Genomic DNA, 16318 nt, shown 5'->3' with positions numbered 1-16318 from the left:
TCAAAAACGCATTGTTAAAGATTCAAGCACGTACTGGCGTGTTGTGAGTGAACAAGCTGGATTAAGCCTAAGGGCTTAACACAGGCACTCAGAACGAACGCAACCGGTTTGCTTGACGATCATAGAGACGTTGAACCACCTGATCCCATCCCGAACTCAGAAGTGAAAAGCGTCATCGCCAATGGTAGTGTGGCATTCGCCATGTGAGAGTAGGTCGTCGTCAAGTTTTAATTAGAAAGCCCTGATGGCTCACGCCGTCAGGGTTTTTTTTCGTCTGTAAATCGGCATTTATCACGTTATCGATAGAAGAGAGTTGGAGTTTAATAATAATGTAATTAGTTTTCATTTCTTCCCTGCCATACTATTAGATAGAACATAACATTTGTAGAATAGCGTATTTTTTAGAATTAACGTTTAACTTTAGAGGATGAATAGATGTCTGTGATTTTACAAATGGTGCTTGTTGGTATGGCTGTAATTGCCTTATTAGGTGTTGTGTTAGAGGATATTATTCATGTTAATAAGGCTAAAGTAACTTTGTTTTTAGGGACTTTATCATGGCTTTTATTATTTATCTTCCATGGGCAAGGTGATGATGCTGAAAAGGTCATGTCGGGTTTCCAAGAGAACATTTCTGAGATTGCAGGTCTTTGGTTATTTCTTGTGTCGGCAATGACGTTTGTCGCTTATTTAAATAAGAAAGGCATGATTGAAAACCTTATTTATCTCTTCTTGCCTAAACGTATTAGTGAAAGGGCATTGCTATTTTTGACTGCGATATTTTGTTTTGTCTTCTCTTCATTAGCCGATAATATAACGGCTACTTTAGTTTCTATTACATTAATTCTATCACTTAATTTAACCCCTAAAAAAACCATTCGTTTTGCTACATTAGTCGTTTTCTCTGTTAACTCTGGAGGCGTTGCGCTGATTACCGGTGATGTAACGACCCTAATGATATTCCTTGCACATAAAGTGAGTATTATTGACTTATTATTGTTGTCTATTCCTGCATTTATCGCTGTGATATTACTTACCTGTATGCAAGCAAGGGGAATGGCAGAAACGGTAGAAGTTCAACTTCATCGAACCGACGTTCGTAAGGTCGATATTGCTATTGCTGTCGTTTTTCTAGCGACCATCATTGGCACTATTATCGCTAACGTATTATTTGATATTCCTCCAGTACTGACTTTCATGTTTGGAATGTCTTCTATGTTTTTGATTGCTCGTTTTTTCAATGAAGATATTGAAGCGGATCCTATTTTAGAATATATACGAGTTATTGAGTTTGAAACCTTACTCTTCTTCCTTGGCATTTTGTTGTTGGTCGGTATGCTAAAAGAGATTGATGTATTGGACTCTTTTGTTCAGCTGTATGACGTGTTACCTCCATTTGCTGCGAGCTATTTGATGGGGATTTTATCGGCGGCTATAGATAATGTACCCTTAACCGCAGCACTTCTTAAAGCGGGTATTGTGATGTCTAGTGCCGATTGGCTCGCTCTTACCTATGCGGTTGGCGTCGGTGGTTCTCTGTTAGTAATAGGCTCGGCTGCGGGCATTGTTGCAATGAGTAAAGTAAAGGGTTTAACTTTTGGTTCCTATTCTCGTTACAGTATAGCCCTACTGATTTCATATACGATTGGTTATGCCATTGTCTATTACGTTGCCAGTATGGCGATGAATTAAAACTCAATTGTGCTAAAGAACCTCAGCGAAGCCAGATAACATGATTGTCGTCTGGCTTTTTTGTATCATTTAAGTTCGTTCAAATCCCAATTGTAATCGTACTCTATCTTTCCTTTTATCACATCTAATGCCGCTTTTAACCCTGGCTTTGCATAATCAGTTAAATGTTTGATTAACGCTTTTTCATCTTCTCCAAAATCAATTTGATACCAAGAGTAAATAGAAGAGAGAGTGAGCTTATTGTTTTTTATTGATACCCCTCTTGGATGGTTAATATAGTGTTCTGCTCCTTTATCTAATAGCTGATCCATGTTCTCTACAGTGTAAGCTTGATCGGCTAAATTGGGGCAGGAATAAGAGGCACAGTTCACCGCATAGTGAATACGTGCATCATTATAAATAGGGCGTAAGATTCGGTGCTCTATATCGTTTAATGAAAGCTCTTTATTATTTATAGTTAATGTTTTGTCGTCCCAAGGGCCAAAGGAGAAAAAGCCTTTTCCAAGCTTTGTAATACTTTTCACAGGGTAATTATCTAATATTAAATCTACTGTTTTTGCGTTATATAAGTTGATCCAATACGCTTTTTGTTGGGCTCTGGTTAATGTATGAGGATCGAGGTTAACAAGCTCATTTATATAGCCTTTGAGTTGCTTAAGGTCCTTTTTAGACACTCGAGAATAAGAAAAAAAGGTTTGTTGCTCCTGAGTAGTAACTAGATAAGAATTTAAGATTGTTTGCCATTGACTATGAGAAATTGATTTTGTTTTCTCTGGTGCGTGAGGCAGCCAAAACTTGTCCAGGTCTTTCTCTGGGGCCGCCCAAAGACTTGAAATAAATAGGCTGTTTAAGGTGATAAATAAGAATAACTTCATGCTTAAGCCTCATAGAATTGTAGAGGTATATAAGACTATGAGGCTGTATGAAAGTTCATTTTTTAAGGAAACTGTTTGGATTATGTTCCTTAATTACTTATTTTCTTTTGGCGTCTCTGATGGAGGTGCTTGTCTTTCTCTAGCTGATTTCATTAATTCTTTGCCCTGGGTTCTATGTATTGGTTCTATATCATGATGTAAGGCAGCCTTTGCGATCATATTGGCAGCAACAGGCGCTGTAATCATTAGAAATAAAGTAATTAGCCATTCATTTATAGACAGACTTTCCTGTCGATAAGACTGAATAATGCAGGATGAGATTAATACCCCGGCTATTCCCAAAGTGGTGGCTTTTGTCGGCGCATGTAAGCGAGTATAAATATCTGGTAAACGAGCCAAGCCAATGGAACCAACTAATAAAAATACGCCTCCAAATATTAGGATAGAGGCGGATATTGCTTCTACAAAAAAATTCATATTAATCCTATTATTCTATTATGTCGCCGCGAAGTAAGTACTTACATAGTGCGGATGTGCTAACAAAACCTAACATCGCTATTAATAATGCCGCTTCAAAGTAAATTGCATTTTCTACCGCTATTCCATATAAGAGAATAAGGGCAATGCCATTAATAAACAAAGTGTCTAACGCAAGGATTCTATCAGGTAATTTGGGCCCTACCAGTAAGCGATATAAATTTAATAGTAGGGCAATACATAAGATGATTGATACGATTATTATGGCTGAATCTAACATCCAAATATCTCCTTCAACGGGGTCTCATAACGGGTCTTAACTTCATTAATTAACGCTTCCGTATCTTCTAAATGCAATGCGTGAACATAGAGCCATTGTTGATCTTCTGAAATCTCAGCACTTACCGTTCCTGGCGTTAATGATACCGTACTTGCCAATAAGGTAATGCCAAGCTCAGATTCAATATCAAGAGGTATGGCGACAAACCCCGGCGTCAATTTTTTCAGCGGTCCCAACACTAATAGAGCAACAGTAAAGTTTGCGCTAACGATGTCTTTTAGCACAAGAAACACATATGAGACGGCTAGCAAAGGTTTTTGAATCCGAGGGCGTTCAGTTGTCATGCTGGCCACTCCCCAAGGAATGATAATGGCAAAAATAAAAGCCAATAATAAATGCCCTGCGGAGACGCTATTATTCAATAAAAGCCAAATTGTAAACAACAAAATGCTGTGGAAAGGCATAGGCAAAAATCGAAAAGCTTTAGACTTCATAATGATACCTCAGGCAATAATGGGTGAACCGATACGTTCATATTATGAAGGTCGGCAGCAGCTTGTATCACATAATCAGTTATTGGTCCGCCAAAAATAACCAGCAAAGGCGCCCCTAAAATGAGTAATATAATAGCGGTTACCTCAAAAGAGTGGGCGCTTTCTAACGCTGTATTTTTACTGTTGGGTGCTTTCCAAAAAAGTCTTGCAGTGGCTCTAGAGAAGGCGATGAGAGCGATAAGGCTGCTCATAAGGAGAACCGGCCATATCCATAAACGAGTCGTCATAGTTTCGGCGGCATTGAGGATCATCACTTTACCGATAAAGCCTGAAAAAGGAGGCATACCAATAAAAGTAAGGGCGATTATGGCAAAACCAAATCCAATTAATCGTGGTTGAGCAAGTGCCCTTGAGTGAACCAGCCTGTCTTCGGCTTGTCCCCTTTGTTTCGCAACAATGTCAGCCAGCAAGAATAAGCCAGCGGTTACTAAGGTGCTGTGGATGATGTAGTACATCGCCCCTGCCGTTGCTAGTTCGGAATGAAGTGCGGCGGCCACCAATAACGTACCTGCGGAGACGACGACAAGATTTGCAGACAGTAGTTTTAGCGTTGGACTTGCCAATACACCAAGAGATCCTATAGAAATCGTCAGCAAAGCAAGCGGCCATAACCAACCAGATGCAAAGTTAGCTAACTCTCCTGCATTGTCACCAAAGATGACGGTAAATACGCGGAATATGCTGTAAATTCCTACTTTTGTCATGATTGCAAACAGTGCGGCAACGGGGGCGCTGGCCGACGAGTAGGTTTTTGGCAGCCAGAATTGTAAAGGTAGCATGGCGGATTTTAAACCGAACACGATCAATAGCAACAAGGCCCCTATCTTAGCAATGATGGTCTCATTATGCGGTAATTGACCGATTTTCACTGCCATGTCCGCAATATTTAATGTACCAAGAGTACCGTATAAAATGCCAAGACCGAACAAGAATAAACTCGACCCTAGCAGGTTAATCACAACGTAATGGACCGCTGCTTGGGTTTTGTTTTTACCACCAGCGTGAACAAGTAGAGCGTAAGAGGCTATTAAGAGTACTTCAAAGAATACAAATAAATTAAATAAGTCTCCTGTTAAAAAAGCACCGTTAATGCCCATTATTTGGAAAAGGAAAAGAGGGTGGAAATATTCTCCGCCTTTGTCGTGCCCCGCGCAGGCATATACCATGCAGGCTAGCCCCAAAAAGCTAGTTAATAAAACCAGTAAAGCCGACATTTTATCCGCTACTAAAGCTATCCCGAAAGGAGGTGTCCATCCTCCTAGGACATACATTTGTGAACCTTCGTCGATTACCGTAGCAACTTGCATGGCGGCCAGAATAGTCATTACAAATAGGGTACTTACCGATGCAGTACGTAACCAGTTAAGTCTAGAAGACAGAGGTGGTAGTAGCATGGCAGATGCGACTAGCAAGGGCAGTAATATGGGCAAAATTGTCCAATGTTGCATCTAGTTTCTCTCCCCTTTTTTGCTTTGAGACATGTCTGTTGGTATTTCATTTGGGTCTTTGCCATCCACATGATCATTACCCAAATCGGCTCGTGCACGCATCGATAAAATAACGACAAAAGCGGTCATGGCAAAACCAATAACAATAGCGGTAAGCACTAAGGCTTGAGGAAGTGGGTCCGCATAAGTTTCTGATTGACCTAAAATAGCGGCACTGTCGATGGTTAGTCGACCACTTGCGAAGAGAAATAAATTAACAGCATATGACAACATAGTTAAACCTAATACAACAGAGAAGGTTCGACCACGTAGGGTCAAGAAAATACCGCAAGCCGTTAAGAAACCAACGCAAAAAGCGTAAATACCTTCCATTACTCGCCCTCCTTTTGAATAGGCCGTTCACTGGTAGTTAATTTACCAAGATTAGCCAAGATCAGCATAGTGGCACCGATCACAGTCAAGTAGACTCCTAGATCAAACACCATGGCGCTGGCCAGTTCGAATTTACCGACGATAGGCCAGTAGAAGTAGTCAAACCAAGAGGTTAAGAACGGTCTATCAAAGAACCAGCTGCCGACTCCGGTTAAGGCGGCAATCCCAATACCACTTCCGATTAAAATTTGATAATCAATTTTTACTCTGTGTTTCATCCAGTCAACACCGTGAGCAATGTATTGTTGGATAATGGCTACCGAGGTAATTAAGCCAGCAATAAAACCACCGCCAGGCATATTGTGACCTCTTAAGAAAATATAAGCGGACACTAAAAGAGCAATCGGTAACAAACTCTGTGACAATACCGCTAACATCATTGGGTGAGCGTCGTTTGACCAAGGTCGTCCATAGAGATCGCTGCTTGGCATAAATAGCCCCATTCTGGAGATCAATTTATATATGCCTAATGCGGCAATGCCTAAAACAGTAATCTCTCCCAAGGTGTCAAAACCACGGAAGTCTACTAGGATGACGTTAACCACATTTGTGCCTCCCCCACCGGTTTTACTGTTTTCAATAAAGAAGTCCGAAATACTCGTTAGTGGACGCGTTAATATGGCGTAGCAAATGGTACCAATCAGGCCCCCCATAACGGCTGAAATACTTAAATCACGTATAATGCGCCTCGGGTTAGACTGTTTCTGTGCTCTTTGTGGTAAGAAGAATAAGGCCAGCATTAGCAATACGATCGTCACAACTTCTACGGACAGTTGCGTTAAGGCGAGATCGGGTGCTGAGAAACGGGCAAAAGCTAAAGAAACAATAAAGCCAACAATAGAAAGGGTAATTAGGGCAAGCATTCGCTTTCTGTGGCAAATAACGGTCGTCAGAGCACCAACAACTAATAGAAAAGCCGCTGTCACATCTATTAAGGTATAGGGCAGTTCAGGACGTCGACCGAGAGTGGAGTTTAAATCCATCAAAGGGGCCGCCATCATAATAACGGCTAAACCAATCAAAAGACCGTTATATCGTTGTAATGACCCATTTTCTAATAGATTTGATAAGGTTGTTGCGCGTTTAATGATGTTTTGCATAATGTCATCAAAAATCTGCTTAGCGTCTGGTTCAGCAAAGTTCGACTGGAATGCGAATAAAGGCTGGCGATAGTAATAAATAATTAACCCACCTGCCGTGGCCACAAAACTCATTAATAATGGGTAGTTGAAACCATGCCAAATAGCGAGACTGTACTCTGGTACGGGTCCATTAATCGCGGCCATAGAGGCTGAATACAGCAAATCACCCACGATAAAACCAGGGAAAATACCGACCAATAAACAAAGTGCGACGAGGATTTCTACAGGTACTCGCATGTATCTCGGTGCTTCATGGGGAGTCTTTGGTAAGTTAATTGGTTCACCATTAAAAAACACATCATGAATGAAGCGGGTTGAGTAGGCGACAGCAAAGACGGCACCCATGGTGGCGAGAACTGGGATCATCCAAGAAAGGGATCCAAGCGCTTCTTGGTGTAACGTTTCAGTGAAGAACATTTCCTTAGATAAGAAACCGTTTAATAAAGGTACCCCAGCCATGGATGATGCCGCGACCATGGCGAGAGTCGCGGTATGAGGCATGTATTTCCATAAGCCATTTAATTGACGCATATCTCGTGACCCAGTTTCATGGTCGATGATTCCTGCGGCCATAAATAAAGAGGCTTTAAAGGTCGCATGGTTAATGATATGAAAGAGTGCGGCGACCGTTGACAAACGAGTGTCCAAACCAAGTAACAAAGTAATCAAACCAAGGTGACTAATGGTTGAATAGGCCAGTAAGCCTTTTAAGTCATGTTTAAATAATGCGGTGTAAGCACCCAATAATAAGGTGGTTAAACCGGTTAAGCTGACAATTAAAAACCAGAGGTCAGTATCCGCTAATACAGGATGCATTCGTGCCATTAAAAATATGCCTGCTTTTACCATAGTAGCAGAATGCAGATAAGCGCTGACTGGCGTAGGGGCCGCCATGGCATGAGGAAGCCAGAAGTGGAAAGGAAATTGAGCCGATTTTGTGAACGCACCTAGCAAGACTAAAACTAAAATAACTGGGTAGGCACTGTGTGAACGAATAACATCACCACTGTCTAATACAACTTGTAACGAATAGCTGTCGACAACGTGGCCTAAAATAATAATGCCAGCCAGTAATGCTAGGCCGCCTGCGCCTGTAATAGTCAGTGCCATACGAGCACCTTTACGTGCTTCTGACTTATGGCCCCAAAAACTGATGAGCAAGAAAGAGCTAATGCTGGTTAATTCCCAGAACATCCACATCTGCAATAAATTATCGGACAAAACCACGCCCAACATAGAAAACATGAACAACATTAAAAATGCGTAGAATTTACCAATAGAGTCGTTAGAAGATAAGTAATAACGAGCATAGAGTATGACTAAGAGACCAATGCCGAGAATTAGTATGGTGAATAAAAGAGACAGCCCATCCAAACGAAAAGCGATGTTGAGTCCTAACTGAGGAATCCATTCGGCAAACGCATAGTGATTAGTACCATTCAATACATCAGGCGTCATTTCTAAAACGAGAAGCAGAGAAATAAAAGGCAAAATCGCCGTGAGTAAAGCACACACATTCCGACTATATCGTGCGGCAAAGAGAGGGACCAAACTACCAAGTAGTGGCAGTAAAGGAAGCCAAAGTAAGGTATTCAACTGTAGTGCTCCTGCGTTAAAAACGATAAATACATAAAAAAATCATTTGATAAAAAGTAACGTATACATCAACTTGAATCAAATATTATGCGGTGAAACGAGCTCTTATGTGAGTACCAAATTAGATCATCTCATAAATAATAGTGTTGACCTTCTTATATTTAAAGTAGGTATTTAAAATACGGCTGCAATAATAGAGCTTAGAAGTGCCGTTAACAATTAACAACGGCATTATTTTGTTTTCTTTTGTAGGCAGAAAAGAATCTTAGGCAAGGAGGCCCTGAAATTTGAGTTTTATGAAGAGGAGAGGCTCTTAAGCGCCTCATCTGTAGTGAAAAAAATCTTACCGGGGGTTAAGTCTGTTACAAATTGAGAATCTTGTAATTGATCCATAACAGGACCTTTGACTTCGGCTAAGTGTAATTGCACATGCAAATCGTTGAATTTGCTGAGCATGTTATCTAATGCATCTACTGCTGTGGTGTCGACAAAGCTGACAGAGCTAAAAATAAGCACAACATGACGTGTTTCCGGTCGTTTATAGCAAGCGTCGAAAATAAAGTCTTCTATGCATTGTATGTTTGAAAAATAGATACTCTCATCGACTCTGATTGCCAGTACGTTCTTATCTATTTGAACATCGTGGCGTTCAATATTACGAAAATGTTCGCTGTTTCCCACACGTCCAACAATGGCGATGTGTGGATGACTTGCTCGATGAATAATGAGAATGACAGAACCTATAATGCCGACACATATGCCAATTTCTATGCCAAACACCAGCACAGTAGAAAAAGTGGCTAATAAGCTATAAGCATCGGCCTTATTAAGTTTCCAACAGCGTTTTATCTGATAAAGCTCAATTAAAGAGCTCACAGACATAATAACAATGGCGCCTAAAACGACTAATGGTAAAAAGTAAAATAATGGGGTAAGGAAAAGCAGCGTCATTAAGACGCCTAAAGCGCATACCATACTGGCAATGGTCGTTTCGGCTCCGGCACTGTGATTTACCGCAGAGCGACTCATGCTGGCGGCCAGAGCAAAAGTACCGCTAAGAGCGGCGCCAAGATTTGCAGCACCTAATGCCAACAGTTCTTGGTTAGCGTCTATCCGTTCTTTACGCTTTCCAGCCAAACTGGTACCGACAGTAATACTGGTCACAAAACACATTAACGCAATCAGAAAAGAAGGTAGAGCAATGCTTTTCCATAGGGCAAGATCAATAGCAATGAAGTGCAGTGAAGGTAATCCATCAGGAATGAGCCCAACAATGGCAATATTTGCCGTTTCATGCAGGTCAAAGGCTCCCACTAAAATGGCTCCAATTAATACGACAAACATTGGGCCAGCTTTACTCATCGCTTGATTTAGCCAAGTTGGGAAAGGCATTCTTTTTACTAATTTAGGAAAGTGCTCTTTGAAATACCAAAGGCCAACGCAAGCGAGTATACCAGCAAATAAGGTTGGGTAATTTATGTCCATGACGTGAGTGCCAAGCTGCCAAAGGGTTTCATTAAAGCTTAGGCCTGAAGCAACAGGAAGACCAAAAATGTGCTTAAGTTGGCTGGTGGTGATAATAATGGCAGAAGCACTGGTAAAGCCACTGACAACAGGCATACTGATAAAATTTGTGATACTGCCTAAGCGGAACAGTCTCATGGCAATGAGAAACATCCCAGCTAGAAATGAAATATTGACGGCATAATGTAGGTATTCAACTTCTGATTGTGGATTCAAGGCGCCAATTGAACTGGCGACCATAATGGAGATCAACGCGGCAGGTCCGACTGACAAGCTTCGGCTACTCCCAAGCAAGGCGTAAAGCAAGGTCGGTAAAATAGCACAGTACAATCCGTATTCAGCCGGTACACCCGCAAGCAGCGCATACGCCATTCCTTGAGGAACCATCACAATGGTGGCAATGATGCCCGCAATGAAATCATTAATCAGGGCGGTTTTGGAATAGGATTTCAGCCAATGTTGAAGTGGCAGCACTGTATTTAATCGCATAAAAGTCTACTTACTGGTGGAATAAAGTATCAGAAACAGGGTCGATAAATTACCACAAGAAAATTTATAATACCGCTCCTTATTACATAAAAGAATATCGATATTACCAATTTAACTTATCAGCGAAATGTATTAGATGAGAATAAGTAATGGTGTTTTTTCGAGCTGTTTCTTTGGTTCTACTTGGATTTAAAGCACAGCGATTAGCTCATTAGATTGGAATAAAAAAGGGATGGCTACAGTGAATAGCCATCCCTTTTGGTTTTATAACAGCGTATTAGTGATGCGTTAGATATTCATCATAAGTACCTTGAAAATCAATCACTTGTTGATTTTTGATTTCGACAATACGTGTCGCTAAAGACGAAACAAATTGTCTATCATGGCTGACAAAAATAAGTGTCCCATCAAACTCCAGCAACGCATTGTTAAGTGCTTCAATCGCTTCCATGTCCATGTGGTTCGTTGGTTCATCCATGATTAAAACGTTAAGATCCATCATCATCAATTTACCAAACAATAAGCGGTTTTTTTCTCCACCTGAGCAAACACGGACTTTTTTATTAAAGTCGTCTGCGGTGAACAATAAACGACCTAACATGGCTCGTACTTTCAGATCATCGTGTTTCGCTGTACGCCATAGAGACATCCAATCAAACAGTGTCATATCAGAATCAAAATCGGCGCTGCTGTCCTGAGGGCAATAGCCTATTACGGCATTTTCAGACCACTTAACAGAACCGTGGTTTGCTTGCAGTTCGTCAACCAAACAGCGTAGGAACGTCGTTTTACCTGCACCGTTTTCGCCAATGACCGCCAGCTTTGCGCCGGCTTCTAAAATGAGGCTACCATTGGTGAATAGCTGGCCGTCGTCAAAACCATGCCCTAACTCTTCCAGTATGAGTGCTTGGCGGTGCAGTCTTTTGTCTTGTTTTAAGCTAATAGAAGGTGTCATTCGACTGGATGACTTGACTTCTGAAAGCTCAATTTTATCCATTTTCTTAGCTCGTGAACTGGCTTGTTTTGCTTTTGACGCATTGGCAGAAAAGCGATTAACAAACGCTTGCAGCTCGTCTATTTCGGCACTTTTCTTTGAATTCTCTAACAAAAGCTGCTCTCGTATCAGTGCTGATGCCTCTAGGAAATAATCATAGTTGCCCGGATAAACACGCAATTCACCATAATCAATATCAGCCATGTGAGTACAAACCGAGTTCAAGAAATGCCTGTCGTGGGAAATGATTACCATGGTGCATTTACGTTGGTTTAATACATCGGCTAACCAACTAATGGTATGAATATCCAAGTTGTTGGTTGGTTCATCAAGCAACAGGATGTCTGGGTTCGCGAAAAGCGCTTGAGCTAATAATACCCGTAACTTTCTACCAGGTGGTACTTGGCTCATTAACAAGAAATGCTCTGATTCATCAATGCCTGCTTCCAGAAGAATATCACCCGCACGGCTTTCTGCGCTGTAGCCATCCATCTCGGCGTATTCGGCTTCTAATTCTCCAGCACGCATGCCGTCTTCTTCAGACATGTCAGGGTTCGCGTAAATGGCGTCACGTTCTTGTTTTACTTTCCATAACGCCGTATCCCCCATAATAACCGCATCAACAACGGTGTATTCTTCAAAAGCGAATTGGTTCTGGCTCAGCGTACCGACTTTCTCACCTGGAGTGATAGAAACGTTGCCCGATGTTGGTACCAGTTCACCGGTCAAGATTTTCATGAAAGTGGACTTGCCACAACCGTTCGCGCCGATTAGGCCATAGCGATTGCCGTTGCCGAATTTGACAGAGATATTTTCGAATAAAGGGGTCGCACCAAACTGCATGGTGATGTTAGCGGTGGAGATCAAGAAAGTGTCCCGAATAGAATGAATAAGCTAAGAATAATGAGGTGACGAGCCAATAAATGATGACACATTCATTGCATAAATAAACATCAACCACGAGAGAGGGCGACTATAGACAGTTCGCACGCTAATGTCGAGTTTCAACCGGCTTAGATGACTAGAAACAATGTAAATGCTGTTTTCTGATGGGATTACTGCGTCTAATATGGATTTCAACAGGAGAGTACTTTTAGAATGCGTTTTCAGAGTACTATGATAGCCGGAAGCGAGAAACAAGTTGGCCTTACGGCTAATCTCTAGCAGCGATACCTTTATGCATATAATATTTATTCAATTGGCTTGTCGTGAGTCGCAAATTTTTCTCGGGAAAAAAACAAAATTTGCGTTATCCAATACAGAACTGTGATCAGTATGAGAAATGTCGGTGGTGCTACAATTATTAGTACCTGCTCTTCAAGCATGTTCTTAACATTGGCGCCCATCATTTTTACGATTTTGTCGGTGAACGCTAATGCAGCCCATATCAGTGTAAAGCCAATGCGCCAAACATGCCGAATCATTCGTTGAGTGCCTGAAAGACCACCATAATAAAGGTTACGGATATCCCCCAGTGCACACAGAGTAGCCAAAACACCCCAGACAAGATAGGGGGCAGGCGTTTCAACCTCTTCCCAAACCATACTGAGACAAAATGCAATAATGGCGAAGCCAACAACCCATATCAAAGCCGTCAATTCCAGAATGCCAGTTTCATTTTTTTTATGATAGACCGTTAACCAGGCGGTAAATACGGTATACAGGACAATTGCGCCCAACATCATATCATCAATGGCGTTTTTGAGGTAAGCGGCTACAATGCCTGATACCAGCATAATCATCATGGATACCGTAAACCAGGAACCTGCTTTCTTATGCCGTGCACTCCCTTTCTTAGAGAACATGGCAAGAGCCGCTGCTACTAAGGCGATCGTTCCCCCTGGGGTATGTATTGCCCAAACAATGATGTCTTTCATAAGTAAAGTCTCGGTAATAGGTAGGCTAAAACGGATAATGAAAATGGACTAGTAACCATTCGACTTTTTGACAGCCATATAGCCGTATTGTGAATGACTATGTTCTTTAATTAGGTACTCATAAAGCGTGTTGGCTGTCTCGATCTCACCCATCTCCTCGTAGGTCATTGCTTTTAGGTAGACCAATTCTGCTTTCGTGTCAGGCGACATGGTTTCAGCATTCTCTGCCTGAGAAATCAGTTTCAATGTCCGGTCGTATTGCTGACGATCATAATGTTTATACGCTTCAGAAATGGAGGCTGTTTGGATCAAACCCGAACATGCGCCGAGTAATAGTGTGACGAACAGCAGTGCGATAGTAGGTAGTTTCATATTGATCAATCTCGTTAAAATGATTTAATGTTTATAATTCTATCAATACATTAATGAGATCAATATAATGAAATATTAAAATCAGATATGCATTTATGTATGGATTGGACATCAATAACATTCGACTGGAACCGTGCGCGAGCTTTTTTGGTAACGGCAGAGGAAGGCTCTCTGGCAGCGGCTGCTCGTTCAATGGGAATGACACAGCCTACCTTAGGGCGACAGGTGGCGGCGCTAGAAAGAGAAATTGGATTTGATCTATTTACCAGGCAAGGTCGAGGATTGGAACTAACGCCAAATGGCATTAAATTACTAGAACATGTGCGGCTGATGGGACAGGCCGCCAACCAGTTTTCTTTATCCGCTTCGGGTAAATCAGACGCCATTGAGGGTGACGTTAGCATCACCGCTTCCGAACTTTTCTCCACATTCTTATTGTCACCTGTGATCAAGAACCTAAGGGAATTAGAACCTGGCATTGAAATCAAAATTTTTTCCACTAACGAGGAACGTAATCTCAATCGAAGAGAGGCTGACATTGCTATCCGGAGTGTTCGTCCAACACAGCCCGAATTGATTGCCAAAAAATTATGTCGTGTTCGAGGACATCTCTACATTGCCAAAAGTTATTTGCAGCAATTAGGTAACCCGCCATCAATTGCCGAGTTAAACAAGGCGAACTACATTGATACTGAGAGCCCGGGGCGTCTCATGGCGTTGCTTAATTCACAGGGCCTTTCTCTAAGTAAAAACAATTTTCCAGTCATTGCAAACAGTCATATTGTTCAGTGGGAGTTAGTTAAAAGAGGCGTGGCAATTAGTGCCACGATAGAGGCGATTGGAGATAACGAGCCGCTCGTTGAACGTATTTCCATCTCTGATCTCCCGCTGGTGACCGTAGACCTATGGCTAGTTACCCACAATGAACTGCGAACTAACCGTCGAATCAGACGGGTATTTGATTTTTTAGTCTCGGAGTTTTCTGATTATGAGCAATAACTAGATACGAATACAACACCTATACTTTATCGTTACTTGGATCTTATACGATTCAAATACATACGGCCCAATACAGGATGTTATTTAAACGATAAATAGGCCTGAAAGCCAGAGTTTACAAGGGTTTGGGCAATAAAAAAGGCCACCCCTAAGGGCGGCCTTTCTTGTATTTGGTGGAGGCGGGGGGGATCGAACCCTGTATAAAACATCTTTAAAATCAGTAAGTTATTGATTTATAAAGATACATATACTGTATATGTATACAGTATTGTTGGTTGTTTTTAGGTGCTCGGTGTGTCGGATGTGTGTCAAAAAAAATGCCTTCTTAGTTAAAGAAGGCATTATTATTCAAAGTAAAATATATCTTAGTTGCTTAACAAAGATGACAAACGAATTTGCATAGCACTTTCTGATACCTGAAAATAATTGGCTAACGCTAAGATATTTTTGTCTAATCGCAATGCTTCTCTTAGAACAGCTTCTTTTGGCATTAATAATGCTGCAGCGAACTGATTCGCTTCTGTCTCATGAGCTCTAGTTATTAAAGTATTATCATAACAACCCGGCGTAGTGCTTCGCATAGCTCTATCATCAAGACCATTTCCAATAAGATCTCTGTGTAATGCTAAATGACCTAACTCATGTGCAATAGTAAATCTTTGTCGACCGTTGCTCATATTGCTATTCACAGTGATTTTATATTCTCCGTTGCTCTTTGGCTCAAGCATGCCAGAAATACGGTCATCCATAGGCACTGTAACCAATTCAATATTTATTTTTTGACATAAAATTTCAAGATCAACTGGAGGCTTTTTAATAGCTTCATTAAATTCTTTATATAATGAATCTTGCATCTTCTCACTCCCCTTTATCGAGATAATCATCAAACTCTGTTCCAATTGTTTGATCGAAAAGAGTTTCTTTCATTTGCATTTTTTCATTAACGGCTTCTCGAACTAATCCCCCAAGGGAATCGTCTATAAGCTTGTTAACCACTTTATTTATTTTAGAATTAATATCCTCACTCATTTTTTCTCTGATTTGATTTTCAAAATCAGGGTCGTCAAGGAGTTCTAAAATTTTATTTTCTGTTGTTTCAATTGCTGTAGTTTTGATGCCTGCAAATGCGGCAAAACCTGCTATTGCAATAACTACGGTAACAAAAGTTATTGCAAACGTAGCAAAGTCCAATCGACCTAACTGATAGGCGATGCCAATAGCATCTTTGGTTAGATTTACAGTGCCTTGCTGTGTCATCGAGTGCGTCTGATTTAGTTGAGCAAGTACATCATCTACTAAATTATTGGCGTAAACTGAATCTATTACCGAAAAATGAATTAAGCAAAACACAAGTAGACCTAAGCTAAGAATTGACCAATATATACAGCATTTTATAGGTAGGTTTATGCTTATTTTTTTGCTTTTTTTACTTTTTATACTTTTTTTCATTTTGTTAGGTCTAAACTTGATCCATCAATACTCTATTACACTCTTTCGTGAGCGCTCACGTTACACTTTAGTGTACTCTTTTGTGACACGTCACAAAAGATAAATTAGTGTCTTTGAG

General features: G+C 41.0%; 15 protein-coding genes and 1 rRNA gene. 3 read left to right on the top strand and 13 right to left on the bottom strand.

All coding sequences use genetic code 11. From position 1 onward, the window contains the following. Positions 1-111 precede the first annotated feature (111 nt). Positions 112-226 (top strand): 5S ribosomal RNA (gene rrf, locus IEZ33_RS18345). Between the two features lie 209 nt (positions 227-435). Continuing rightward, positions 436-1692: a sodium:proton antiporter NhaD gene (gene nhaD / locus IEZ33_RS18340; protein WP_191601433.1), complete on the top strand. Its 1257-nt coding sequence runs from the start codon at positions 436-438 to the stop codon at positions 1690-1692. Positions 1693-1757: 65 nt separating this feature from the next. Here the strand turns inward: nhaD and IEZ33_RS18335 are convergent, their stop codons facing one another. From IEZ33_RS18335 to IEZ33_RS18285, 11 genes are all read right to left on the bottom strand, one after another. Beyond that, positions 1758-2567 (bottom strand): DUF547 domain-containing protein, encoded by an 810-nt coding sequence (locus IEZ33_RS18335; protein ID WP_191601432.1) that lies wholly within the window; start codon positions 2565-2567, stop codon positions 1758-1760. A 93-nt stretch (positions 2568-2660) separates the two neighbouring features. Continuing rightward, the gene (locus IEZ33_RS18330) at positions 2661-3044 is read right to left on the bottom strand and encodes a Na+/H+ antiporter subunit G (RefSeq protein ID WP_191601431.1); all 384 of its coding nucleotides are present in this window, start codon (positions 3042-3044) and stop codon (positions 2661-2663) included. 10 nt (positions 3045-3054) lie between these two features. Next, positions 3055-3324 carry a K+/H+ antiporter subunit F gene (locus IEZ33_RS18325; RefSeq protein WP_191601430.1) on the bottom strand — a complete coding sequence of 90 codons (270 nt, stop codon included), beginning with the start codon at positions 3322-3324 and terminating at the stop codon, positions 3055-3057. Beyond that, positions 3318-3818, bottom strand: coding sequence for a Na+/H+ antiporter subunit E (locus IEZ33_RS18320; RefSeq protein ID WP_191601429.1), 501 nt, complete (start codon positions 3816-3818; stop codon positions 3318-3320). The genes IEZ33_RS18325 and IEZ33_RS18320 overlap by 7 nt, the downstream gene beginning before the upstream one ends. After that, positions 3815-5326 (bottom strand): monovalent cation/H+ antiporter subunit D, encoded by a 1512-nt coding sequence (locus IEZ33_RS18315; protein ID WP_191601428.1) that lies wholly within the window; start codon positions 5324-5326, stop codon positions 3815-3817. The genes IEZ33_RS18320 and IEZ33_RS18315 overlap by 4 nt, the downstream gene beginning before the upstream one ends. Beyond that, the gene (locus IEZ33_RS18310) at positions 5327-5698 is read right to left on the bottom strand and encodes a Na+/H+ antiporter subunit C (RefSeq protein ID WP_191601427.1); all 372 of its coding nucleotides are present in this window, start codon (positions 5696-5698) and stop codon (positions 5327-5329) included. Then, positions 5698-8496, bottom strand: a complete 2799-nt coding sequence (locus IEZ33_RS18305) for a monovalent cation/H+ antiporter subunit A (RefSeq protein WP_191601426.1) — start codon at positions 8494-8496, stop codon at positions 5698-5700. The genes IEZ33_RS18310 and IEZ33_RS18305 overlap by 1 nt, the downstream gene beginning before the upstream one ends. A gap of 294 nt (positions 8497-8790) precedes the next feature. Continuing rightward, positions 8791-10509, bottom strand: a complete 1719-nt coding sequence (locus tag IEZ33_RS18300; protein ID WP_191601425.1) for a SulP family inorganic anion transporter — start codon at positions 10507-10509, stop codon at positions 8791-8793. A 277-nt stretch (positions 10510-10786) separates the two neighbouring features. Further along, positions 10787-12370: an ABC-F family ATPase gene (locus tag IEZ33_RS18295; RefSeq protein ID WP_191601424.1), complete on the bottom strand. Its 1584-nt coding sequence runs from the start codon at positions 12368-12370 to the stop codon at positions 10787-10789. A gap of 323 nt (positions 12371-12693) precedes the next feature. Further along, positions 12694-13380 (bottom strand): hypothetical protein, encoded by a 687-nt coding sequence (locus tag IEZ33_RS18290; RefSeq protein WP_191601423.1) that lies wholly within the window; start codon positions 13378-13380, stop codon positions 12694-12696. 48 nt (positions 13381-13428) lie between these two features. Continuing rightward, positions 13429-13752, bottom strand: coding sequence for a hypothetical protein (locus IEZ33_RS18285; RefSeq protein WP_191601422.1), 324 nt, complete (start codon positions 13750-13752; stop codon positions 13429-13431). A 99-nt stretch (positions 13753-13851) separates the two neighbouring features. Here IEZ33_RS18285 and IEZ33_RS18280 point away from each other — a divergent pair, with 99 nt between their 5' ends. Then, on the top strand, positions 13852-14751 hold the full coding sequence (locus IEZ33_RS18280; RefSeq protein WP_191601421.1) for a LysR family transcriptional regulator: 900 nt from the start codon (positions 13852-13854) through the stop codon (positions 14749-14751). Positions 14752-15116: 365 nt separating this feature from the next. On the opposite strand, the gene IEZ33_RS18275 is transcribed toward IEZ33_RS18280, so the two are convergent. Continuing rightward, entirely contained in the window at positions 15117-15605 is a 489-nt protein-coding gene (locus IEZ33_RS18275) for an ImmA/IrrE family metallo-endopeptidase (RefSeq protein WP_191601420.1), read from the bottom strand. 4 nt (positions 15606-15609) lie between these two features. Continuing rightward, a complete protein-coding gene (locus tag IEZ33_RS18270; RefSeq protein WP_191601419.1) occupies positions 15610-16008 on the bottom strand; it encodes a hypothetical protein in 399 nt (132 codons plus the stop codon). Positions 16009-16318 lie beyond the last annotated feature (310 nt).

It is taken from the genome of Marinomonas algicola (genome assembly GCF_014805825.1).
Classification (GTDB): Bacteria; Pseudomonadota; Gammaproteobacteria; order Pseudomonadales; family Marinomonadaceae; genus Marinomonas; species Marinomonas algicola.
This window is presented reverse-complemented; position numbering and strand designations above follow the sequence as displayed.